This window comes from Pseudomonas sp. YJ42 (assembly GCF_047225135.1).
In the GTDB taxonomy this organism is placed as follows: domain Bacteria; phylum Pseudomonadota; class Gammaproteobacteria; order Pseudomonadales; family Pseudomonadaceae; genus Stutzerimonas; species Stutzerimonas stutzeri_E.
Genome location: NZ_CP178378.1, coordinates 488,912 through 513,294 on the forward strand (window position 1 = coordinate 488,912; position 24,383 = coordinate 513,294).

Annotated in this window: 17 protein-coding genes and 1 pseudogene; 10 read left to right on the forward strand and 8 right to left on the reverse strand. The window is 61.1% G+C overall.

The genetic code is table 11. From position 1 onward, the window contains the following. Window positions 1-343 precede the first annotated feature (343 nt). The 6 genes and pseudogenes from ACL0K2_RS02140 to ACL0K2_RS02165 form a co-directional block, all read left to right on the forward strand. A pseudogene (locus ACL0K2_RS02140) lies at window positions 344-493 on the forward strand (HAMP domain-containing protein); the annotation flags it as partial. Between the two features lie 135 nt (window positions 494-628). Further along, window positions 629-1,357, forward strand: coding sequence for a methyl-accepting chemotaxis protein (locus ACL0K2_RS02145; protein WP_413044421.1), 729 nt, complete (start codon window positions 629-631; stop codon window positions 1,355-1,357). A gap of 210 nt (window positions 1,358-1,567) precedes the next feature. Further along, the gene (gene hemN / locus ACL0K2_RS02150; RefSeq protein ID WP_045162203.1) at window positions 1,568-2,956 is read left to right on the forward strand and encodes an oxygen-independent coproporphyrinogen III oxidase; all 1,389 of its coding nucleotides are present in this window, start codon (window positions 1,568-1,570) and stop codon (window positions 2,954-2,956) included. Between the two features lie 185 nt (window positions 2,957-3,141). Then, complete coding sequence (locus ACL0K2_RS02155) at window positions 3,142-4,785, forward strand: VRR-NUC domain-containing protein (RefSeq protein WP_045162202.1); 1,644 nt, start codon at window positions 3,142-3,144, stop codon at window positions 4,783-4,785. Next, on the forward strand, window positions 4,782-7,040 hold the full coding sequence (locus ACL0K2_RS02160; RefSeq protein WP_239609061.1) for an ATP-dependent DNA helicase: 2,259 nt from the start codon (window positions 4,782-4,784) through the stop codon (window positions 7,038-7,040). Before ACL0K2_RS02155 ends, ACL0K2_RS02160 begins: the two co-directional genes overlap by 4 nt. A 299-nt stretch (window positions 7,041-7,339) precedes the next feature. Continuing rightward, on the forward strand, window positions 7,340-8,593 hold the full coding sequence (locus tag ACL0K2_RS02165; protein WP_045162201.1) for an OprD family porin: 1,254 nt from the start codon (window positions 7,340-7,342) through the stop codon (window positions 8,591-8,593). A gap of 255 nt (window positions 8,594-8,848) precedes the next feature. On the opposite strand, the gene ACL0K2_RS02170 is transcribed toward ACL0K2_RS02165, so the two are convergent. The 7 genes from ACL0K2_RS02170 to kdgD form a co-directional block, all read right to left on the reverse strand. After that, the gene (locus ACL0K2_RS02170) at window positions 8,849-9,760 is read right to left on the reverse strand and encodes an aldose 1-epimerase (RefSeq protein WP_413043675.1); all 912 of its coding nucleotides are present in this window, start codon (window positions 9,758-9,760) and stop codon (window positions 8,849-8,851) included. Between the two features lie 194 nt (window positions 9,761-9,954). Beyond that, window positions 9,955-10,884 carry a 2-hydroxyacid dehydrogenase gene (locus ACL0K2_RS02175; protein WP_045163704.1) on the reverse strand — a complete coding sequence of 310 codons (930 nt, stop codon included), beginning with the start codon at window positions 10,882-10,884 and terminating at the stop codon, window positions 9,955-9,957. A gap of 27 nt (window positions 10,885-10,911) precedes the next feature. Beyond that, window positions 10,912-12,330 (reverse strand): FAD-binding oxidoreductase, encoded by a 1,419-nt coding sequence (locus ACL0K2_RS02180; protein WP_413043676.1) that lies wholly within the window; start codon window positions 12,328-12,330, stop codon window positions 10,912-10,914. Window positions 12,331-12,404: 74 nt separating this feature from the next. Then, complete coding sequence (gene garD / locus ACL0K2_RS02185; RefSeq protein ID WP_413044422.1) at window positions 12,405-13,958, reverse strand: galactarate dehydratase; 1,554 nt, start codon at window positions 13,956-13,958, stop codon at window positions 12,405-12,407. A 126-nt stretch (window positions 13,959-14,084) separates the two neighbouring features. Continuing rightward, the gene (gene gudD / locus ACL0K2_RS02190; protein ID WP_239610421.1) at window positions 14,085-15,428 is read right to left on the reverse strand and encodes a glucarate dehydratase; all 1,344 of its coding nucleotides are present in this window, start codon (window positions 15,426-15,428) and stop codon (window positions 14,085-14,087) included. A 123-nt stretch (window positions 15,429-15,551) separates the two neighbouring features. Then, window positions 15,552-16,994, reverse strand: a complete 1,443-nt coding sequence (locus ACL0K2_RS02195) for an aldehyde dehydrogenase family protein (protein ID WP_413043677.1) — start codon at window positions 16,992-16,994, stop codon at window positions 15,552-15,554. Between the two features lie 95 nt (window positions 16,995-17,089). Further along, window positions 17,090-18,001, reverse strand: coding sequence for a 5-dehydro-4-deoxyglucarate dehydratase (gene kdgD / locus ACL0K2_RS02200; protein ID WP_045163708.1), 912 nt, complete (start codon window positions 17,999-18,001; stop codon window positions 17,090-17,092). Between the two features lie 584 nt (window positions 18,002-18,585). Here kdgD and ACL0K2_RS02205 point away from each other — a divergent pair. The 4 genes from ACL0K2_RS02205 to ACL0K2_RS02220 all read left to right on the forward strand — a co-directional run bounded on the left by ACL0K2_RS02205 (window position 18,586) and on the right by ACL0K2_RS02220 (window position 23,089). After that, window positions 18,586-19,980 (forward strand): enolase C-terminal domain-like protein, encoded by a 1,395-nt coding sequence (locus ACL0K2_RS02205; RefSeq protein ID WP_413043678.1) that lies wholly within the window; start codon window positions 18,586-18,588, stop codon window positions 19,978-19,980. 53 nt (window positions 19,981-20,033) lie between these two features. Further along, the gene (locus ACL0K2_RS02210) at window positions 20,034-21,002 is read left to right on the forward strand and encodes a tripartite tricarboxylate transporter substrate binding protein (RefSeq protein WP_239610419.1); all 969 of its coding nucleotides are present in this window, start codon (window positions 20,034-20,036) and stop codon (window positions 21,000-21,002) included. Window positions 21,003-21,070: 68 nt separating this feature from the next. Further along, window positions 21,071-21,559 carry a tripartite tricarboxylate transporter TctB family protein gene (locus ACL0K2_RS02215; protein WP_045163711.1) on the forward strand — a complete coding sequence of 163 codons (489 nt, stop codon included), beginning with the start codon at window positions 21,071-21,073 and terminating at the stop codon, window positions 21,557-21,559. A gap of 9 nt (window positions 21,560-21,568) precedes the next feature. Further along, complete coding sequence (locus tag ACL0K2_RS02220) at window positions 21,569-23,089, forward strand: tripartite tricarboxylate transporter permease (RefSeq protein ID WP_045163712.1); 1,521 nt, start codon at window positions 21,569-21,571, stop codon at window positions 23,087-23,089. A gap of 64 nt (window positions 23,090-23,153) precedes the next feature. Here ACL0K2_RS02220 and ACL0K2_RS02225 read toward each other — a convergent pair whose 3' ends face one another. Further along, a complete protein-coding gene (locus tag ACL0K2_RS02225; protein ID WP_413043679.1) occupies window positions 23,154-24,293 on the reverse strand; it encodes an L-talarate/galactarate dehydratase in 1,140 nt (379 codons plus the stop codon). Window positions 24,294-24,383: the final 90 nt, after the last annotated feature.

The following is a 24,383-nucleotide window of genomic DNA, read 5'->3' on the forward strand; positions in this document are numbered from 1 at the left end:
CGCGCGCATCGTACGTGGCGAACCGGTGACCAAGGTCTTCGGCCCAGGATTCGCACACGAGGCGGCGACCGATCAAATGGACCGCGATGCGCTGGCAGGCAAGGCGACGATGGACGTCAGGGAGGGCAAGGATGGTCGAGTGCTCACCGTCGTCAACCCAATCCTTGCTCATCGGGATTACCGCGGCACCAATTGCCTTTCGTGTCACCAGGTTGCCGAAAATTCGGTGATGGGGGCTGTGCGGATCAGCTACGACCTGTCGGTTCTCGACGGTGAAATCAATCGCAATGTCATGATCTCCGCCGGCATCCAGCTTCTGCTTCTGCTGGCCGGCCTGATCGTGATGAGCTACATCATTCGCCGCGTGATCATCAGTCGCGTCAACGACATGCGCCACACCATGGAGGCGATGACGGAGGACGAGGACCTCAGCCGCATCGTATCCGTCCATGCCGAAGATGAAGTGGGTGCCATGGGGCACTCATTCAACCGCATGATTGGCAAGTTTCGCCATAGCCTGGAAGCGGTCGCGGGCATCACCCGCCAACTGGGCGCCGTGTCGGACCGAGTCGCCAATGTGGCCGAAAAGACCCATTCGGCGGTCATGGCGCAGCGCAGCGAAACCGACATGGTGGCCTCGGCGATGAACGAGATGAGCGCGACGGTGCAGGAAGTGGCGCGGCATGCCAGCCAGACGGCATCGGCCTCGAACGATGCGGACGAGCAATCCAGAGCCGGCGTAACCCTGGCCACCGAGGCGCTGGACGGCATCGACGGGCTGATTCGGGAAATCGAACGGGCCGCACAGGTGATCAAGCAGGTCGAGACGGACAGTGCCTCCATCGGCATGGTGCTGGGCGTTATCAACGGCATCGCCGAACAGACCAATCTGCTCGCACTCAACGCCGCGATCGAAGCAGCACGCGCTGGCGAACAGGGCCGCGGTTTCGCGGTGGTCGCCGACGAGGTGCGCACCCTGGCTTCGCGTACGCAACAATCCACTCGAGATATCCAGGCGACCATCGAGCAGTTGCAGAGCGGTGTGCGCGATGCGGTCACAGTTATGCAGAACGCACAGATTCGCGCTCATGCCGGTTCCGACTGCGTTGCCAAGGCCGCCCAAAGCCTCAACGTGATTGCTGGCGGGGTGGGCACGATCAACGACATGAACATGCAGATCGCCACGGCGGTAGAAGAGCAAAGCGCGGTCGCCGAGGAAATCAACCGCAACATCACCACCATCAGCAACATTGCCGACACGACCTCCACGGATGCCAGCCAGACCTCGCAGATCAGCGATGAGCTGGTGCGCCTGGCGGCCGAGCTGAACCGCCTGGTCGGGCAATTCCGTCTCTAAGCACGCACGAACCAGACGGGTTCGACGCTCTGATACGCCGGGACGGGTGGATTGAGCGTCGAATATCGGCGTCTGGCAGTCGCAGCGTTCTTGATTTGAGACATCCGAACCGTGACTAGAATCAAGGATAATCGCGGCACGATGTCGCTGGCTGTCGACGGAGCTCCCCATCCAGCCACTCCCCTATTAACCCGCAAGGTGAAACCGCACATGGACCAAACGCCGAGCTTTAACCGCGCCCTGGTCGAAAAATATGACCGTCCGGGTCCTCGCTACACCTCCTACCCCACCGCGCCCCAGTTCCATCAGGCCTTCGCCATCGACGACTATCGCAGCGCCGCGCAGGAGACCAACGACGCCCCGGCACCCAAGCCGCTATCGGTGTATATCCACATCCCCTTCTGCAAAAGCCTTTGCTACTACTGCGCCTGCAACAAGATCATCACCCACAAGACCGATCGTGCCGTCGAGTATCTGGAATATCTCAAGCGTGAAATCCAGATGCAGGCGGCGCTGTTCGATCGTTCACGCAAGCTGACCCAGCTGCATCTGGGCGGCGGCACGCCGACCTATTTCACCAGCGAGCAACTGGCCGACCTGATGGATGCACTGCACGACGCCTTCAACATGGACGACAGTGACAATCACGAGTTCTCTCTGGAGGTCGATCCGCGCACCGTCACGCCCGAACAGATTCATGGACTGCGCACGCTCGGCTTCAATCGTCTGAGTTTTGGCGTGCAGGACTTCGATGAACAGGTGCAGATCGCGGTCAACCGCATCCAAACCGAAGAGCAGACCCGCGAGCTGGTCCAGGCAGCACGTGAAGTGAACTTCAAGTCGATCAGCGTCGACCTGATCTACGGATTGCCGCTGCAGACAGTCGAGAGCTTCAACACCACCCTGAACAAGATCATCGATATTCGCCCGGATCGCATCGCCGCTTACAGTTACGCGCATCTGCCGGATCTGGTGCGTGCGCAGAAGCTGATCCGCCCGGAAGACATGCCTCCACCGGAACGCAAGCTGGAACTGCTGGAGCTGACCATCAAGCGCCTGACAGACGCCGGCTACGTCTATATCGGCATGGACCACTTCTCCCTGCCTGATGATGAGCTGACGCTGGCCCGCGCCAACGGCACGCTGCAGCGCAACTTCCAAGGCTATTCGACCCACGCCGATTGCGACCTGATCGGGCTCGGCATTTCCTCCATCGGCAAGGTCGGCAACAGCTACAGCCAGAACGTGAAGGAGTTGTCGCAGTACTACGCACGCCTGAACGAAGGCATGCTGCCGGTGCATCGTGGATACAAGCTGAGCGAAGACGACCGGTTACGCCGTGACGTAATCATCTCCCTGATGTGTCACGGACGCGTCGATTTCGCCGAGATCGAAGAGCGCTACGGCATCGATTTTTGCGATTACTTCGCCGATTCGCTGGCCAAGCTCGACGAGCAGGTGGCCGACGGTTTGGTGGAGATACGCAGCGATGCGGTAGTGCTGATGCCTCAGGGCCACCTGATGATGCGCAACGTCGCCATGGCGTTCGATGCCTATCTCGGCGGCGAGCAGCGCGGCCGGTTCTCACGCACGGTGTGACGGCCTAACGCGCCCGGCCTTGCTGGGTGCGTCTCACTGCAGACATCCACTGCCATCGGCCTGCCCTGCTTTCAAATAGCACGCCAAACCACTGATCGTCCCGCCGTTGCCAAATTCGCCAACAACTGTATAAATACACAGCCAAACGGGTGAATGCGCCCGTGTATGACCGAACCGGACGTTCGATGCGCCAGGCCCTGGAAAACCCCTTCTACTACCTCGAGAACTTTCGACAGGTGCTTGCCTGGGTCGGCGAACGCCATGGCGATCTGCTGGCCGACCACGAGCGCGCGTTTCTAGACCGGTTCAGCGAAGTCCCGCAAGCCTCGCAGGCGCTGTTGGTTCGCATGGTGATGCGCAAGGGGACGTTATTCCGTGCCAGCAAGTTGCGTTATGCCGAGATCGGCTGCCCCCTGGAAGCCTCCGCCGCGCTGATCGATCAGGGCTGGATCGACGCGGATCCGACGCTGGATCTGGTTCAATTATTCGCCCTGCTCAATAAAGATGAACTGATCCGGGTCTTTGGCCCCCCGACGGGCCGCAGTCAGCGCAAAACCGACCTGCTGCAGACGCTGTTGGCCGAGCATGTTCAGCCACGACCGTTCCGCAACTGGTGCGAGGCGCTCGGTGAAGTCGCGTTCGGGCTCAACATCAGCGAGTTGTGTGACCGGCTACGGTTGATGTTCTTTGGCAATATTCACCAGGACTGGACAGAATTCGTGCTCGCCGACCTGGGCATCTTCCGCTACGAACAGGTGAGTTTCTCTCCCGCCTCGCGCGCGTTCCACAGTCGTGAGGACGTCGACGCCTATTTGCACCTGCATCGCTGCCGCGAACGTTTCGAGGCGGGCGAGGCGCTGGATGAGGTGCTCGCCGACATTCCTCACGTGCCCTACGCCAACGAATGGCTGGAGCATCGGCGCGGCAAGCTGCTGCTGAGCATTGGCCGCCAATGCGAACGTGTTGGCGACCTGAGCCAGGCCCTGCGCCTGCACGCGACAAACAATTATCCCGGTGCGCGCGAGCGGGCGATCAGAGTGCTCGAACGCTGCGACCAGCCCGAAGCCGCGTTGCAGCTGGCAAGCGAAGCCAATGCCGCGCCGGAAAGCGAACACGAAGCGCAGCAGCTGCAGCGGATCCTGCCACGCCTGCGTCGTGCGCTCGGCGAGCCCGTGGCACGCCGCCGCGTTGTGGTCGAAGCGGAACGCATCGATCTTGCCATTGCCAGGCAACCCGGCCTGAGCGTCGAGCAAGCCGTGCGGGAGCATCTGTCGCGCAGCGAGGCGCCGGCCTACTACGTCGAGAATGCGCTGATCAACTCGCTGCTCGGTCTGCTGTGCTGGGACGCGATCTTCGCGCCGCTGCCGGGTGCGTTCTTCCATCCGTTCCATGCGGCTCCAGCTGATCTCGCCCGACCCGACTTCCATACGCGTCGAGCCGGGCTTTTCGATGAATGCCTGAGCAAACTTGGCACAGACGAATACCGTGACTGCATACGCCGCGTGTTTCGCGAGAAGTTCGGCCTGCAATCACAGTTCGTCAGTTGGGGACTGTTTGACGAAACGCTGTTAGAGCTGGCGCTCGAATGCATTCCAGCCGAGCACCTGAAGGCATTCTTCCAGCGCATTCTGCTGGACGTGCCCAACCATCGCAGCGGGTTGCCGGATCTCATCCAGTTCTGGCCTGGCGATCGGCGCTACCAACTGATCGAAGTAAAAGGCCCTGGTGATCGTCTGCAGGACAATCAGAAGCGATGGATAGATTTTGCACAGCGACATCAGATGCCAATCGCCGTTTGCTATGTGCAATGGGCGGAGGCCACCTGGTGAGTTATCGCGTCGCGGTGCGAGCGCTGTGCGAATTCACGGCCAAGCAAGGTGATCTGGACCTGCGCTTCACGCCCTCGCCTACCGCGCTGGAGGGCGTCGCCGGTCACGCCACTGTCACCGCACGACGTGGTAATGGCTACGAACGCGAGGTCACCCTCGAAGGCCGTTACGGCTCCCTTCACGTGCGTGGCCGCGCCGACGGCTACGACCCGGGAAAGAATCGCCTGGAGGAAATCAAGACCTACCGCGGCGATCTGGACCGGCAGCCGGCCAATCACCGCCATTTGCACTGGGCTCAAGCCAAGGTTTATGGCTGGCTGCTATGCGAAGCGCGTTATCTGCAAACGCTCGATATCGCGCTGGTGTATTTCGATGTGGTCACGCAGAAGGAAACGCTGCTGGTCGAAACCTTCAGTGCGGACGATCTACAGAATTTCTTCGAGGCGCAGTGCAAATTTTTCATTGCATGGGCCGAGCAGGAGTTGGCGCACCGTGCCGAGCGCGACCAGGCGCTAAGGGACCTGGCGTTCCCCTACGGGGAATTTCGCAGCGGTCAACGGCAGCTGGCCGAGGCCGTCTATAAGGCCGTATGCACTGGCACGCACCTGATGGCACAGGCTCCCACCGGTATCGGCAAGACGTTGGCGACCCTGTTTCCGCAATTGAAGGCGTTTCCTGGTCAGCAACTCGACAAGCTGTTCTTTCTTACCGCGAAAACTTCCGGCCGCCAACTTGCCCTCGATGCACTGAAAAGCCTGTCGAGCGATTCCACGCCGCTTCGGGTACTGGAGCTTATCGCCCGTGACAAGGCTTGCGAACACCCGGACAAGGCCTGCAACGGCGAATCCTGCCCGCTTGCACGCGGCTTCTATGATCGGCTTTCAGCTGCTCGCGCCGACGCCGTCACACGACCCTTCCTGGACAAGGCGACGTTACGTGAGGTCGCGCTGGCGCACGGAATCTGCCCGTATTACCTGAGCCAGGAGCTGGCCCGATGGGCTGACGTGGTGATCGGCGACTACAACTATTACTTCGACCTGAGCGCTCTGCTCTACAGCCTGACGCTGCTCAATGAGTGGCACGTCGGAGTGCTGGTCGACGAGGCGCATAATCTGCTTGAACGCGGCAGGAGCATGTACAGCGCCGAGCTAGATGTAAGGAATATCAGGAAGTTACGGAAAACTCTTCCGATGATTTTGAAAAGACCTGTCGAACGCGTGCTGCGCGGCTGGAGCGACCTGCACAGAGATCAGGTCGATGCGTATCAGGTCCTCCCGGATATCCCGTACAAGCTCATCAACGCGCTGCAACAAGCCGTCAGTGCCATAACCGAATACATGAGTGAAGAGCCCGCGGGGCTCGATCCCTCGTTGTTATCGGCTTATTTCGATGCCATGCATTTCTGTCGACTGGCCGAAGAGTTCGGTGAGCATTCGCTGATCGACTGTACGCTGGTCCCGGGGCTGGATCGCAATGGGACGAAAGCCTCGGTGCTCTGCATACGCAACGTGCTCCCCGCCCCCTTTCTCGCCCCGCGTATTCGCCAAGCGCGCTCGTGCGTGCTGTTTTCCGCCACGCTAGCGCCGCAGCGTTTTTACGCCGATACCCTTGGCGTGCCGCTCAATCATGTCTGGATAGATGTCGAGTCACCCTTTCGGGCTGAGCAACTGCAGGTACGGCTGGCGCGCAACATCTCCACGCGTTATCGGGACCGTTACGCCTCCTTGCAGCCCATCGTCGATCTGCTGGCCGAGCAGTACCGCGAGCGCCCGGGCAATTATCTCGCCTTTTTCAGCAGTTTCGATTACCTGCAACAGGTGACCGCCCTGCTCAGTGAGCAGCACCCTGACCTGCCCTACTGGGAGCAGACCCGTAGCATGCAAGAAGCTGCACGCGTTGCCTTTCTCGAACGGTTTACTGAGCAAAGCCGAGGCATCGGTTTCGCGGTGTTGGGCGGTGCGTTTTCCGAAGGTATCGATCTGCCCGGGAAACGTTTGATCGGTGCATTCGTGGCAACCCTGGGCCTGCCCCAGGTCAATCCTGTGAACGAGCAAATGAAGGCTCGGATGGATCAGCTGTTCGGCGCCGGCTACGACTACACCTACCTCTTCCCGGGTCTGCAGAAGGTCGTGCAGGCTGCGGGGCGAGTGATCCGCACCACGGAAGACGCTGGCACGCTTCATCTCATCGACGACCGCTTCGCTCGATCACAGGTCAGACGACTGCTGCCTGGCTGGTGGCCACGGCCAGCGTAGGTCAGCCCCGTGCAGCCATCTGACTAGACTGGGCTCGAATCGCCGCAACAGCCTGTTTCTCCGCCTTTTACGCCATCGAGCTATTGCACTAGACGAAAGTCTGAGACCTAACAATTCTTTACAAATTGAATTGACAAGCCTTGCGGCATAGCCATAATCCGATACGTCGTCAGACAACTGATAACAGTTTCATTGCCCGACGAGCGCCGCTCCAGAATCTGCGGCCGCGCTACATCCCGCCTCGTCTTAGGCCTTGGCCGCACGGGGTGGACTACTTAAAAAAAGGGAGCACAACAACAATGACCCCACGCAATCCCCTGTCTGTCGCCGTATTCGCAGGCACTCTGACCCTGGCGCTTGGCATCCCTGCCACTGCCAGTGCTGCAGGCTTCGTCGACGACACCAAGATCACCGTCAATGCGCGCAACTTCTACATCGGCCGCGAATTCCGCGACGATTCGATCACCGACCGCAGCAAAGCCGAGGAATGGACCCAGAGCTTCATACTCAACATCCAGTCCGGCTATACCCCGGGCCCGGTCGGCTTTGGCGTTGACGTGCTCGCCGGTCTGGCGGTCAAACTCGATGGCGGTGGCGGTACCTACGGCACCGGCTTGCTGCCGCGTCATAGCGATGGTCGTCCGGCCGATGATTTCGGTCGTCTGGGCGTCGCGGCGAAAGCCAAGTTTTCCAATACCGAGCTGAAAATCGGCGAAATGATGCCGGTACTGCCGATCCTGCGCGCCGACGACGGCCGTTCGCTGCCGCAGACCTTCGAGGGCGGCATGGTCACCTCGCGCGAAATCGATGGCCTGACCCTCAGCGGCGGTCAGTTCCGTCAGAACAGCCCGCGCGACGACGCCAGCATGGAAGACATGAGCTACGGCGGTGGCGTCTCCGACCGCTTCAACTACCTGGGTGGCGAATACGCCTTCAATGAAAAGCGCACCACCGTAGGGTTGTGGACTGCCGAGCTGAAGGACGTCTACGAACAGCAGTACGTTCAGCTGCTGCACACTCAGCCGTTGGGCTCCGACCTGGCCCTGACCGCCAACCTGGGCTACTTCCAGGGGGACGAGGACGGCAGCGCGCTGGCAGGCGAGCTGGACAACAAGACCTACTCCGGTCTGTTCGGTCTGAAAACTGGTGGCAACACCTTCTACGTCGGCCTGCAGAAAGTCAGCGGCGATACCGGCTGGATGCGCGTCAACGGCACCAGCGGCGGCTCGCTGGCCAACGATAGCTTCAACAATTCCTACGACAACGCCGGCGAACGCTCCTGGCAGGTGCGTCACGACTATAACTTCGCCGCCATGGGTGTGCCGGGTCTGACCCTGATGAACCGCTACATCAGCGGCGACAACATCAAGACCGCCGCCGACGACGATGCCAAGGAATGGGGCCGCGAAACCGAACTGGCCTACACCGTCCAGAACGGCCCGGCGAAGAACCTCAACATCAAGTGGCGCAACTCGAGCTTCCGCTCCCAGGCCAACACCCGTGACCTGGACGAGAACCGCCTGATCTTCAACTACCCGATCTCCATCTTGTAAGCGGCATCCACCACGCTGGACGCAACGCTCCTCGCTCCTGTTGCGGAAACTTTCGCCCGTCCTCGTGACGGGCTTTTTTTCGGTGATTGAAGAGAGACTTAGGATCTGCACGAACAAGTGGAGAGATCGGCGCATCGCGCGCTCGAATAGCTGGACCTCTTCGTAGGCGCCCAAGGATGCTGGTCCCTTGCAGGCGATCAGCCAGAGCAGGAAAGCGATCGCCGCGGTTATGCGTCACCGCATCGCGTGGCAGTCTTACTCGACACCGATGCGCTTGATGTTCAGCTGGCAACTGACCTGCATCGTCTCGCCAGGCAACAACAGCCGCATCCCGTTCGCGACCGGATCGTCCATGCCAAGGGCGTTATTGGCGTGGGATACCGGTTCCACTGCGAAGAAGCCCATATCAGCAGGTGGCGTGAACACCACCAGATGAGCAAGTGCCTCGTTGGCGTTCATGCTCAGCTCGACGCCCTGCCCTGGCCAGCGAATCAGCACTGGCGCGGTACGGCCAACGAAACAGTTATCCAACCCTGGCTCCTGCAGCTGCCTGGCGGTCGCGAAGTCCCATTGTGCCGGAATCTGCGACAGATGCGACGGCAGGCCTTGCGAGTCGTTTTGCCAAACGGAGCGCGCCGCGAACTGCAGCCGGCAATCGTCATGGCGCAAGAAGTACGGATGCCAACCTAGCCCGGCAGGCATCGAGCGGGTGTCGGTATTGCGCAAATTCAGGTGCAGCGTAACGCCTCCATCACCGAGCTCAATTCGATGCTCCAGCTCGAAGGCGAACGGCCAATCAAGGACCGCGTCGCCCTCCGGTCGATGCGTGACGGCGAGGCTCAGGCTGGCCGATGCCTGTTCGGCCACGGTCCAGGCCCTTTTCCAGACGACGCCATGAATCGGCAGCGGATGGTCAGGTGACAATCGGCGCAGTGGATAGTGCTCGCCTTCGTGCTCGAAGGCGCCACCGCCGACTCGATTGGAAAATGGTGCCAGGACGAAGCAGCCGGCACGGCGGACGCTGTCGGAACCGTCCCATGGCCGCAATAGGTCGATACCGTCAATACTCAGGCGCGTGATCGCCCCACCCAACCCCGGACAAACCGACACCTGCAGCGAACCATGCCGCAGTTCGATCTCGGTCAGACTCGGTTGGCGATCGGACATGGCAGATGACTCCTCAGGCGAGCCGTTATCACTCGCGGATGTGAATGTAAGCGGCGCGCCACACCCACACGCTTGTGACTGTGGCTGTGGTAACGCCATTGGGATGTCGCTCAGAAATCGAACCCGGGCTTCTGGCCAGGGCTCGTTGTGGCGACGGTTGCCGCCCCCAGTCCGAAGCGCTCCGGTAAGTGCGCTCAGACCGCTGTCAGCACCTCTCCACGCTCGATAAACGCGCGCAGATTGGCCAACAGCAATTCTTCCATCGCCCGCCGGGTTTCCTCGGTGGCGCTACCGATATGAGGCAGCAGGACGACGTTCGGCAGGTCGAGCAAGGCGTGCGGCACATTCGGCTCCTGGGCGTACACGTCCAGCCCGGCACCGCCCAGGCGGCCCTCAAGCAACGCTTCGACCAATGCCGGTTCGTCCACCACCGAGCCGCGCGATACGTTGATCAGCGTGCCTTTCGCGCCAAGCGCGTCCAGGACCTCGCGATGGATGAGATTACGGGTGCTTTTCCCGCCAGGGCAGGTCAGCACCAGAAAATCACTCCAGCGTGCCAATTCGATCAGGTCAGACTCGTAGCCGTACTCACAACCTTCGACCGGCTGACGATTGTGGTAGCGCACCTGCATGTCGAAACCACTGGAGCGCTTGGCGACAGCCTCGCCGATGCGACCAAGACCGACGATGCCGAGTCGTTTGCCGTAAACCTTGCTCGCCAAAGGCAGGCCACCTGAGAGCCACTCGCCGTTACGAACGAAACGGTCAGCCCGGGAAATCTGGCGAGCACAGTCGATAACCAACCCGAAGGCAAGGTCTGCAACGCAGTCGTTGAGCACATCTGGCGTGTTGCTTACTGGAATGCCCCGCTCCCGCGCCGCTCCCACGGCGATGGAGTCATAACCGACACCGGAACTGATGATCGCCTTAAGGTTGGGCAGCCGCTCGATCAATTCTGCGGTGCAACCGAAGCGCGCCGAGGTCACCACGATTTCGATGCGTTGGGCGTGCTGATCGAGCAAAACATTCGCGTCCTGCTCCCAGATGCGCAGTACCTCATGCTCCGCGGCCAGGTCGCGGTTGAAGCGTTCGGTCAGGGGGCCGAGCTGGAGAATACAGGTCACGGGATTACCTCTGAGAGAGAGATTCGGTTAGAGCACTTTGCCGGGATTCATCAACCCTTTGGGGTCGAACGTCGCCTTGAGCGCGCGCATCAGCTCTAGCTCTAGCGGGTCCTTGTAATGCTTGGCCGCGTCGCGCTTGGCCTGGCCAAGCCCATGCTCGGCGCTGATACTGCCACGCAGGCTCATGGTGACGTCATAGATCACCCGCATGATCGCCTCCTGGTGCGCCTTGAAGACCGCATCTTGGCAGCCGATCGGCTTGCTGATGTTGTAGTGCAGGTTGCCGTCGCCGACATGGCCGTAGGCAACGATGCGTACGCCGGGGAACTGCTCGATAAGGCGCTGATTGGTCGCTTCGATGAATGCCGGAATCGAGCTCACCGGCACGCTGATGTCGTGCTTGAGGCTTGGACCTTCATGGTTCTGCGCCTCGGAAATACCTTCGCGCATGGCCCACAACGCCGCCACCTGGGCTTCACTCCCGGCCAGCACGGCATCGATCGCCAGCTCGCGCTCCAGCGCTTCGCCGATGCCCACCTCTAACAGTTGGTTGAGCGGCGCATCCGGCTGGGTATCGCTGAGTTCGATCAGTACATACCAGGGGTGAGGCTCGGCGAACGGATCGCTGCATCCCGCGACATGGCTCAGCACGAACTCGACGCTTTGCCGCGACATCAGTTCGAAGCCCGTCAGACGGTCGCCACAGAGCCCACGAATGACGCCGATCAACTCCACCGCGGCCTGGGCGCTGGGCAAGGCCACCCAGGCGGTGGTCGTGCTGCGCACGGCCGGATACAGCTTGAGCACCGCCGCAGTGATAACGCCGAGCGTGCCTTCCGAACCAATGAACAGCTGCTTGAGGTCGTAGCCGGTGTTGTCCTTGCGCAACCCGCGCAGGCCGTTCCAGATCCGCCCGTCCGGCAGCACAACTTCCAGGCCAAGGGCGAGATCACGCATGTTGCCGTAGCGCAACACCGCAGTGCCGCCGGCGTTGGTGGCGAGATTGCCACCCACAGTGCAGCTGCCTTGCGCGCCAAGCGCCAACGGAAACAACCGCCCTGCCTCAGCAGCCGCCTCTTGCAGCGTCTGCAGGATGACACCCGCCTCTACGGTGATGGTCTCGTTCGCCGGGTCGACTTCGCGAATACGGGTCATGCGGGTCAAGGACAGCACCACCTGGGTGCCGCTTGCATCCGGAATCGAGCCGCCACACAAACCCGTATTGCCACCCTGCGGAACCAGTGTCACCTGGTATTGGTTGCAGAGCCGTACTACGGATGCGACCTCTTCGGTGCTGGCCGGGCGAATCACCAGCGCCGCGTCGCCACGATAGGCGTTGCGCCAGTCGCTCAGATAGCTCTGCATGCGCTCGGCATCACGAACGATGCCGATTGCACCGACGATGCGTTCAATCTCGCGGACGAATTCGTCCGGCAGTATGCTCATCTCGACCTCCCGCAGTTAGATCATTCGCTACAGCGCACCAGGCGGATGCGCTGATTCACTTTTTCGCGCTGTGGTCAGGTGATGGGCGCCGGATTGAACAGCACGATGTCGTTGTGCAGCCGGTGTTGCTCGGCCCAGGTCTTCTTGCGACCGCTGGCGACATCCAGGTAGTAGTGGAACAGCTCCCAGCCCAGCTCCTCGAGGGTCGCGCGGCCAGTGGCGATGCGGCCGGCGTCGATGTCGATCAGATCCGGCCAGCGTTCGGCCAGCTCGGTACGGGTCGCCACCTTGACCACCGGTGCCATGGCCAGGCCGTACGGCGTGCCGCGGCCGGTGGTGAACACGTGCAGGTTCATGCCGGCGGCCAACTGAAGCGTGCCGCACACGAAGTCGCTGGCCGGTGTTGCGCAGAAGATCAGCCCTTTGCGATCGACCCGCTCGCCCGGCCCGACCACGCCGTTGATGGCGTTGCTGCCGGATTTGACGATCGAGCCCAGCGACTTCTCGACGATATTGGACAACCCGCCCTTCTTGTTACCCGGCGTGGTGTTGGCGCTGCGATCCGCGGCGCCGCGCTCCAGGTACTGGTCGTACCAGTCCATCTCGGCGATCAGTGCGTCGGCGATTTCAGTCGACTCGGCGCGGGCGGTGAGCATGTACACCGCGTCGCGAACCTCAGTATTTTCGGAGAACATCACGGTGGCGCCGGCGCGAACCAGCAAGTCCGACGCATAGCCCAACGCCGGATTGGCGGTGATACCCGAGAAGGCGTCGCTGCCGCCGCACTGCATACCAAGCACAAGCTCGGACGCCGGTACCGTCTCGCGGCGACGCTGGTCGAGTTTCTTCAGCCGCGTTTCGGCCAGGGCGATGATCTGCTCGATCATTTCGCCAAATCCGGTATTGGACTCCTGCAGGCGATAGAGCCAGGGGTCACGCAGGTCCACCGAAGGATCGCCCTCGTGCATCACCTGCTCGGCCTGGAGTTTCTCGCAGCCGAGGCTGATGACCAGCGCCTCGCCACCCAGGTTCGGGTTGCGCGCCAGGTTGCGCACGGTGCGGATCGGGATGTAGGCGTCGCGCGCATTGATGGCCACGCCGCAGCCATAGCTGTGAGTCAGCGCCACTACATCATCGACGTTGGGGTATTTGGGCAGCAGCTCATCGCGAATGCGCTTGACCGCGTGTTCCAGCACGCCGGTCACGCACTGCACTGTGGTGCTGATGCCGAGGATATTGCGCGTGCCCACCGTGCCGTCGGCGTTGCGATAACCCTCGAAGGTGTAGCCTTCCAGCGGGGCGAGCTTGTCCGGTACCGCATTGGCACGCGGCAAGCTATCAAGCGGTGGCGCGCTGGGCATCTTCAGCTGGGTTTCCTTCACCCATGAGCCGCGACGCAGCGGCTCGAGCGCATAGCCGATGATCTGGCCATAGCGGCGCACAGGCTCTCCTTCGGGAATGTCCACCAGCGCCACCTTATGGCTCTGGGGCACGCTTTCGACCGTCACCAGGCCATCCTCGAACTGGGCACCGGTCGGCACACCGCCATCGTTGACCACCACGGCCACGTTGTCCGCCTCGTGGAGGCGAATGTAACGCGGCGAATCTTGATGCTGAATCAGTTCCACGGTGTCGTTCATATCGGTCTCCGGTCAGGCCGGTTGTTGTCTGGTGCTCTGCGCAAGGGAATCACAGACATAGGGTGGGCTGAGGCGGATCGCCGTCCAGCCCGCCCTACTGGCTGGTGGGTGAAATCAACGCACCATGCACGGCTTCTTGTTGTTGAAGGTCCAGTTCGGAATCAGGTACTGCATGGCGATGGCATCGTCGCGCGCGCCCAGTCCTTTGGCCAGGTAAAGCTCGTGAGCCTTCTGCAACGCATCTTCATCCAGTTCCACACCCAGACCCGCCTTGGCCGGTACAGCGACCTTGCCGCCGACGATCTGCAGTGGCTCGCGGGTCAGGTATTGGCCGTCCTGCCAGATCCAATGGGTATCGATCGCGGTGATCTTTCCCGGCGCGGCTGCGGCTACATGCGTGAACATCGCCAATGAGATGTCGAAGTGGTTGTTGGAATGCGAGCCCCAGGTGAGGCCCCAGTCGTTGCACATCTGCGCGACACGAACCGAGCCGCTCATGGTCCAGAAGTGCGGGTCCGCCAATGGGATGTCCACTGATTGCAACTGGACGGTGTGACCCATCTGCCGCCAATCAGTCGCGATCATATTCGTCGCGGTCGGCAGGCCGGTGGCACGGCGGAACTCGGCCATGACTTCCCGACCGGAGTAACCGTTCTCGGCGCCGCATGGGTCTTCGGCATAGGCCAGCACGCCGTGCAGGTCCTTGCACAGGTCGATGGCTTCAGCCAGTGACCAAGCGCCGTTTGGGTCCAGGGTGATGCGGGCATCGGGGAAGCGTTCGGCCAGCGCGCGGATGGCCTTGACCTCTTCGCTGCCCGGCAGCACGCCACCCTTGAGTTTGAAATCCTTGAAACCGTAACGCTCATAGGCCGCCTCGGCCTGGCGCACGACGGTCTCGGGGGTCAGCGCTTCGTCGTTGCGCACACGGAACCAGTTATCGCTGGCGTTCGATTCGTCGCGGTAGCCGAGGTCAGTCTTGTTGCGATCGGCGATGAAGAACAGATAGCCGAGCATTTCGACTTCGTCGCGCTGCTGGCCGTCACCGAGCAGTGCAGCAACCGGTACGCCGAGATGCTGGCCGAGCAGGTCGAGCAGCGCCGACTCGATGGCGGTGATCGCGTGGATCGCAATGCGCAGATCGAAGGTCTGCAAGCCGCGGCCACCAACGTCGCGGTCGGCGAACGCCTTGCGCGCCTGGTTCAGCAAACCGTTGAAATTACCAACCGATTGGCCGATCAGAATGGCGCGAGCGTCGTCCAGCGTTTTGCGGATCGCCTCGCCACCGGGGACCTCTCCGACACCTGTATTGCCGGCGCTGTCCTTGAGAATGAGGATGTTGCGGGTGAAATACGGACCATGGGCGCCGCTCAGGTTGAGCAGCATGCTGTCTTGACCTGCGACCGGAACCACCCGAAGTTCGGTGATGACCGGAGCACCATGATTCACAGAATTGTTCATATGCGTCTCTCTTTTGTTCTTATGGTCCGCGTTGCGGGTACAGCGATCTGTTCGCCATGGGCGCGACCCGCCGAGACGCTAGACGGCTCGGACAGGGTGCGCCGTGTCAAGCGGCACGGCTGATCAGCCGATATAGGTGGTCTTCACCGTGGTGTAGAACTCCTGGGCGTAGCGTCCCTGCTCGCGCGGGCCATAGGACGAGCCTTTGCGCCCGCCGAATGGCACGTGGTAATCCACGCCGGCGGTCGGCAGGTTGACCATCACCATTCCCGCCTGAGAATGACGCTTGAAATGGTTGGCGTACTTCAGCGAGGTAGTGCAGATGCCCGCCGACAGGCCGAACTCGGTGTCGTTCGCCATGGCCAGCGCTTCGTCGTAGTCCTTGACCTTCACCACGTTGGCCACTGGCCCGAAGATCTCTTCACGGCTGATGCGCATGTCGGCGGTGCTGTCGACGAACAACGTCGGCGCCAGGAAGTAACCTTCTGTCCCGCAGCTGACACGCTCGCCACCGCAGGCCAGGCGTGCACCCTCTTGCTTGCCGATTTCGATGTATTTCAGGTCCTGTTCCAGCTGGGCCTGAGAAACCACCGGGCCGACATCCACGCCCTGCTCCAGAGCAGAACCGACCTTGATCTTCTTGATGCGCTCGATCATGGCTTCGACGAAACGATCGTAGATGCCTTCGGTCACGATGATGCGGCTGGAAGCGGTGCAACGCTGGCCGGTCGAATAGAACGCACTTTGCGCGGCCAGTTCGACGGCGGTATCGAGATCGGCATCGTCCAGAATGATCTGCGGGTTCTTGCCACCCATTTCCAGCTGAACCTTGGCCTGACGTCCCACGCAAGTCGCCGCGATGCCGCGACCAACACCCACCGAACCGGTGAAGCTAACGCCATCGACGCGCTTGTCGTTGACGATGGCTTCGCCCACTTCACGGCCCTTGCCCATCACCAAGTTGAACACACCCGCCGGGAAGCCAGCACGTGAAATGATCTCGGCGATCGCCCAGGCGCAGCCGGGAACCAGATCCGCCGGTTTGATCACCACGCAGTTGCCGTAGGCCAGCGCCGGGGCAATCTTCCACGCCGGAATGGCGATCGGGAAGTTCCAGGGGGTAATCAGACCGATCACGCCCAGCGGTTCCCGAGTGACTTCAACGCTGACGCCCGGGCGGACCGACTGCAGGGTTTCACCCGCCTGGCGCAGGCATTCACCCGCGAAATACTTGAAGATGTTGCCGGCACGGGACACTTCACCGATGGCTTCCGGCAGGGTCTTGCCTTCTTCCCGAGCGAGCAGATTACCCAGCTCTTCGCGGCGCGCCAGGATTTCCAGTCCTACCTTTTCCAGGGCATCGGCACGTGCCTGAATACCGGAAGTCGACCAAGCGGGAAATGCCTTACGTGCTGCTGCGATGGCGGCTTCGACCTGCGACGCGTCCGCCTGAGCGTATTCGCCGATGACGTCCGACAGATCGGACGGATTGATATTGGCCTGGTAGTTTTTGCCTGCTACCCATTGGCCATCGATGTAGTTGTCATAACGCTTTGCTTCTGCCACGGAACTCTCCTTCGTGAGGTCCGCCGCCGATGCCCTGACTATGATGACGGGCATCTGAAGCGGCGGGTGGGGCGAGTGATAGAGCGGGCGGGCCTTTATTGAGCGCCCTGCTTCGCGATCAGTGCGGCGAGCGCTTCGTACTCGTCCGGGCGCAGATCGGTCAGTGGTGCGCGCACGGGACCTGCGTCGTAACCGGAAATCTTCGCGCCCGCCTTGACGATGCTGACCGCGTAGCCTTTGCACTTATTGCGGATGTCGAGATACGGCAGGAAGAAATCATCGATCAGCTTACCGACGGTTTCATGATCGTCACGGGAGATAGCGCCGTAGAAGTCCATTGCCAACTTCGGAACGAAGTTGAACACCGCGGAGGAATAAACCGGTACGCCGAGTGCCTTATAGGCGGCGGCATAGACTTCTGCGGTAGGCAGACCGCCAAGATAAGTCAGGCGATCGCCCAAGCGACGGCGAATGGAGACCATCAGCTCGATGTCACCGAGGCCATCCTTATAGCCCACAAGGTTCGGGCAACGCTCGGCCAGTTGCTCTAGCAGCGGCGCGGTCAGACGGCACACGTTGCGGTTATAAACCACGACGCCGATGTTGACCGACTTACAGACCTCTTCCACATGACGCGCAACACCTTCCTGGCTGGCTTCGGTCAGGTAATGCGGCAGCAGCAGCAGACCCTTCGCGCCAAGGCGCTCAGCTTCCTGCGCATAGGCAATGGCCTGACGGGTAGGACCGCCAACGCCAGCGAGGATCGGCACCTGACCGGCACAGGTATCAACCGCGGTCTTGATGATGTCCGGATACTCCTGTGGGGTCAGCGAGAAGAACTCGCCTGTGCCGCCGGCCGCGAACAAGGCAGTCGCGCCATAAGGTGCCAGCCACTCCAGTCGCTTGATATACCCGGCGCGATTGAAGTCGCCTTGCTGGTCAAAATCGGTAACAGGAAAAGAGAGCAGACCAGAAGAGAGGATGGCCTTCAGTTCTTGTGGGTTCATTGTTTGAGCATCCTGTGAAGCTATCGGTATTTGAGGAAGGGGCCGCAGCCTTGAGATACGTTATCGTACAACTCTAAAACACGCTACCGGTTTTGACGATTTTCTTCTTCTCCTCGTTCGCTCCCTCTGAATATGGCCAACTCCCCCGAGTCATCGCGATAGGCGGGATTCGCGGCATTTCTTCTATTCTGAAAAAGAACACCAGATCCTGAAGGAGGCGAAACCTGGCGTCGACCGAGCAGTCACACAGAACAATTTTTATGTTTCCGTCATTTGACAACCACCATCGGCGCTGATAAAAATCGAACCAAGTCATACGACAACGTATGACAAAACAAACAGAGCTTAAAAAGCCATGTCTCATTCCGCGCATTTCTCCTCTGCAGCGCCCAGGCCTGTTGCCCACATCTCCACCGCTGTCTTGCCTCAGCGGGCAAGTCGTTCCGATAACCATTACAGCCTGGCGAGCGCGCCGGCCGCGAATCGTTCACGGTCAGACAGCTGTACGCGAGGGCTTGGCTGATAGCGCCACCCTCCCTATCCAATCATTGAGCTCACAAGAACAATCAGGAGCCCGCGACTCGATGTCAGACCTCAAAGCCAATACCCCTATCGTGACCAGGATGCAGGTCATCCCCGTGGCGGGCTACGACAGCATGCTGCTGAACCTTTGCGGTGCGCATGCGCCCTATTTCACTCGCAACCTCGTGGTGCTTGAAGACAGCGCCGGGCACAAGGGGATCGGCGAAGTCCCCGGCGGCGAAGGCATCCGTCAAGCGCTGGAGCGCACCAAAGGGCTCGTCGTGGGGCAGCAGGTCGGCCGCTACAACCGCGTGCTCAACGCCCTGCGCCAGGCTATTGCGGGCGGCTCGGCGAAAGGGCCGCAGGCCACCCAACATGAGGTGACCTCCGAAGCCGAAGCCGCGGTACTCAAACAGCCACACGAGATCAACCTGCGACTGGACAATGTCATCACCGCGGTCGAAGCCGCCCTCCTCGACCTGCTCGGACAGCATCTCAACGTGCCTGTCGCAGAATTGCTCGGCAGCGGCCAGCAGCGTGACAGTGTGCCGATGCTGGCGTACCTCTTCTATATAGGTGATCGCACCCGCACCGACCTGCCTTATCTGGCCGGCAGCGGTTCGGCCGACGAGTGGTACCACCTTCGCCATCAGGAGGCGGTCACCCCAGCCTCCATCGTCCGGCTTGCCGAAGCCGCCACGGCGCGCTATGGCTTCAAGGACTTCAAACTCAAAGGCGGCGTGATGCGCGGCAGCGAAGAGATGCAGGCGATTGCAGGCATCAAGGCGCGCTTTCCGGACTCACGTGTCACGCTCGATCCAAACGGCGCCTGGTCCCTGGCCGAAGCCATCGAGCTGTGCAAAGGCCAGGGCCACATCCTGTCCTACGCCGAAGATCCCTGCGGTCCCGAAAACGGCTACTCCGGTCGCGAGATCATGGCCGAGTTCAAGCGCGCAACGGGCATTCCCACCGCCACCAACATGGTCGCCACCGACTGGCGGCAGATGGGCCATTCGCTGCGCCTCGAAGCAGTCGACATCCCGCTGGCCGATCCACATTTCTGGACCATGCAGGGCTCGGTTCGACTGGCGCAGATGTGCGAGCAGTTCGGCCTGACCTGGGGTTCGCATTCGAACAATCACTTCGACGTCTCGCTGGCGATGTTCACCCACGCCGCGGCTGCAGCGCCGGGCAACATCACCGCCATCGACACCCACTGGATCTGGCAAGAAGGCCAGGAGCGCCTGACCCGCGAACCGCTGCAGATCGTCGGTGGCGCGGTGCAAGTGCCAGACAAGCCGGGACTCGGCATCGAACCGGACATGGATCGAATCGCTGCCGCGCACGAGCTCTACAACAAGGTCGCCACCGGCGCCCGAGACGATGCCATGGCCATGCAGTATCTGGTGCCTGGCTGGAAATACGATCCCAAGCAGCCAAGCCTGGGGCGTCAATAACCAGAAAAGATACAAACGAAGCGCCGCAACCCCAACCACGGAGAGACCCAACAATGAAAAAAGCTATCAGCGCCTCCCTCGTTTCCGCCCTGCTTGCAACCGCAGTCAGCGGCGCCTATGCCGCCGAAACCGAATGGCCGACGCGACCTGTGCAGGTCGTGGTCATCGCCAATGCCGGCGGCGACACCGACTTCAATGCCCGCACCATGGCCAAATACTTCACCAAGATCACCGGCGAAGCGATGGTCATCACCAACGTCGCGGGCGGCGGCGGCACCTTGGCTGCCGAGCAGGTCAAGCAGGCCGACCCGGACGGCAATACCATTCTCTTCACCCACACGGGCCAGTTGATCGTCAACGAAGTCGCAGGCCTGACCAAGGACAGCCTGGACGCATTCGACATCTGCTGCATCGCGGGCGTCGACAAGGGCACCGTATTCGTCGCCTCGAAAAGCTCAGGCCTGAAATCACTGGAAGACCTGATCTCCAAGTCCAAGGCAGAGCCAAGCAGCGTGACCTACGGCACCGAGATGGGCAGCTACTCGCACCTGCAAGGCCTGATGTTCGAAGGTCTGACCGATACCAAGCTGAAGATGGTCGACGCCGGCACGGTGTCGGAAAAGGTCGTCGCCCTGCTGGGTAACCGTATCGACCTCGCCGCGATCAGCTACGGTTCGGTACAGGACTACGTAACGAGCGGTGAGATGGTCGCCCTGGGCCAGCCCAACGACGAGCGCAACCCGCTGCTGGGCGATGTGCCGACATTCAAGGAACAAGGCGTCGACTTCGTCATGGAGAAGCCCTATGTCGTCGCGTTCCCGGACGGCACCGATCCGGCCATCATCGAAAAGATGGCAGGCATCGTGAAGCAGATCACCGAGACGCCTGAATACGAGGAAGAGCTGCGCAAGACGTTCAAGCAACCGGTCAGCTACTTCGGTACCGACGCGTCCATCGACCGCTTGAAGAACACCCGTGAGCAGTTCATGGAATACAAGGACGATCTGCGCCAGAGCAAGTAAGCCTGCGACCCGATGCCGGGCGCGCTCGCTGCGCCCGGCAGCCTTTCTTCTGAATCGAGAGCAGCCCCATGGATACCTACAAGAGAAAGGAGTTACTGGTCGGAGCCCTGATGCTGGGCGCCGGCCTGTTCTACCTGTTCCTGACAATCAATCTTCCGCGCAAAGGTTTCATCGACGCATCAACCGTTCCTTATGTACTGTCCGTCGGGCTCTGCCTGCTGGGCGTGTTGCAACTGCTGACTGCAACCAGGGCGACGCAACCTTCGGCTGATCCCGATGCGGCAGCTGACCCATCTACCGGAACGCCACCTGACTACCCGACGGTTTTCAAGACGCTAGGCCTGATCGCCGTATACGTCGCGCTGCTGCAGAAAGTCGGCTTTCCAATCATGACCGTGCTTTATCTGTATGCGCAGTTCATCGTGATCACGCCTCGCGAACAGAAGATCAACCACATCGCCTATGTCGTCATCGCGGTTGTGACCTCCGCAGTGATCTTCTTCACCTTCCGGCAGGGCTTCGATCTGATGCTCCCGACCGGCTTTCTGAAATTCTAGGAGGCGGCCATGTTCGAGCTTCTGCAGGCCGGTTTCGGTGCGGTTTTCTCTCCCTATATCTTCATCCTGATTACCCTTGGAGTCGCCGTTGGCATTGTCTTTGGTGCAGTTCCGGGGCTTTCGGCGACCATGGCAATCGCCCTGTGCCTGCCGTTGACCTACACCATGGGCCCGGCGGCCGGCCTATCGCTGCTAGTGGCCCTGTTCATCGGCGCGACATCCGGGGGTCTGATTTCGGCGATTCTGCTGAAAATTCCCGGTACGCCAGCCTCCATCGCCACGACCTTCGACGGCGGGCCGATGATGGAAAAAGGCGAAGGCCTGAAGGCCCTTGGGGTCGGCGTGGTGTTCTCCTTCATCGGCACCGTCTTCAGTATCGTCGCGCTGATGTCCATCGCCCCCTCGCTGGCGAAGATCGCTCTGCGTTTCGGCCCTCACGAGTATTTCGCCATTGCGATCTTCTCGCTGACGCTGATCGCCACGCTGTCCACCGGCTCGCTGCTCAAGGGCATCTACGCCGGCACCCTGGGCTTCGCGTTTTCCACCGTAGGCATCGCTCCGGTCGATGCCATCCGCCGCTTCACCTTCGACTCGCCCAACCTCAACGGCGGTTTCGCGATGCTGACGGTGATGATCGGTATGTTCGCCGTGGCCGAAGTGATCAAGATTGCCGAAACGGGCCGCGCCGCGCACAAGAGCAAGATCGCGTCCGTCAGCATGAAGGGCGTCAAAGGCTTCGGTTTCTCCATAAAGGAGTTCTTCGGGCAGATTCCCAATGCGTTTCGCTCCTCGCTGATCGGCATCGGGATCGGGATATTGCCGGGCATCGGGGCCGGCACCTCGAACATCGTCTCCTACATCATCGCCAAGAAGCGCTCCAAGCATCCCGAGCGATTCGGCAAGGGCGCGGTCGAGGGCGTGGTCGCCAGCGAGACGGCCAACAACGCCGGCATCGGCAGCGCCATGATCCCGCTGATGACACTCGGCATTCCGGGCGATACCGTGACCGCGATCCTGCTCGGTGGCTTCATGATTCACGGCATCCAGCCGGGCCCCTTGCTGTTCATTACCCAGGGCGCGCTGGTCTACACCATCTTCGCCGCCCTCATCCTGGCCTCGGTAATGATGCTGGTACTGGAGTTCTATGGGCTGCGGATCTTCATCAAACTGCTGGCGGTACCCAAGCACATTCTGCTGCCGATCATCCTGGTGCTGTGCGTGGTGGGTGCGTTCGGTCTGAGCAGCCGGGTGTTCGATGTCTGGACCATTCTGTTGTTCGGCCTGATCGGCTATGGCTTCGTCAAAGGCGGAATGCCCGCGGCGCCGTTCATCATCGGCTTCATTCTCGGGCCGATGGCCGAAACCAATCTGCGGCGCGGCCTGATGCTCTCGGACGGGAACTTCATGGGTTTCCTCACCAATCCCATCTCGGCGGCCTTCCTGGCGCTGGCCCTGCTGTCGGTGCTCTGGCATCTGTTCAGCGCATTGCGCGGTCGTAAAAGCGCAGTGGAAAAACTGCAGCGCGCTTGAGCGTGCGGCACCGTGCAAGCGGTGCCGCCGGGCATAGAACCGCGCCTTGGCGCGGTTTTTTTGCTCAGCCACGCTTACCCATTTCGATCTTTGCCAACGTCCAGTCAGCTACGCGCTCGTGCAGGCTGAGGCCCAGGCCTGGCCGGTCTGGCACGATCATGTGGCCGTCGCGTATTTCCAGTCGCTCGTTGAAGGCCGGTTCCAACCATTCGAAGTGCTCGACCCACGCCTGATGCTCGTAGGCAGCCGCAAGGTGCAAATGGATTTCCATGACGAAATGCGGCGCCATGATCATGCCGCGTTGTTCGGCTGCCTGGGCGACCTTGAGAAACGGCGTGATACCGCCCATGCGAGGAGCGTCGTGCATGATCACATCGACCGCGCCGGTGTCGACATAGCCCAAAGCTTCTGCGGCGCTAGTGAGCATCTCGCCGGTACCGATGGGCGTATCCAGTTGCGTGGCCAAAGCGGTATGCCCCGCAACGTCATGCGCATCGAGCGGTTCCTCGATCCATTCCAACTGATACTGCTCCAGCGCTCGCCCCATACGTAATGCGGTGATGCGATCCCATTGCTGATTGACATCCACCATCAGTGGCACCTCGTCGCCGAGATGTTTGCGCAAGGCATCAACCCGCTGCAGATCGAGGCGTCTATCCGGCTGCCCGACCTTTATCTTCACGCCGCCAATGCCGCGCTCGCGAGACTGCGTCGCCTTGTCGATGAGCTCTTCGATCGAGGCCTGCAAATAGCCGCCCGAGGTGTTGTAGCAGCGCACCGAGCCGCGCTGCGCACCCAGCAGTTTGGATAGCGGTAGCTCTGCGCGCCGTGCCTTGAGGTCCCACAAGGCGATGTCGATCGCAGCTATGGCCTGCGCCGCGACACCGCCCCGCCCTACCGAAGCACTTGCCCACGCCTGCTTGCTCCAGAGTCGGGCGATGTCGTTGGGATCTTCTCCGATCAGCAAGGGTGCGAGTTCCTGAGCGTGGGCATATTGCGCCGGCCCGCCGGTGCGCAGGCTGTAGCTGAATCCCAGGCCGGTGTGCCCCTGTGCGGTTTCGATCTCGGCAAACAACAGACTGACCGAGGCCAATGCGGCTTGCCGACCGGTCGCTACTTTGGCATCGCTGACAGCGTGCGCCAGTGGCAGCTCCACCGAGCGCAGGCCGACCCAGTTAATGCGATCGGAAATGTACGTTTTCATGTCCACCTTCATGGTCGCGACGATGTATGGAAAGCATGATGGACGTTGCGGTTGATGCAGAGCTAATCTAATCACCCACTTGATTGATAC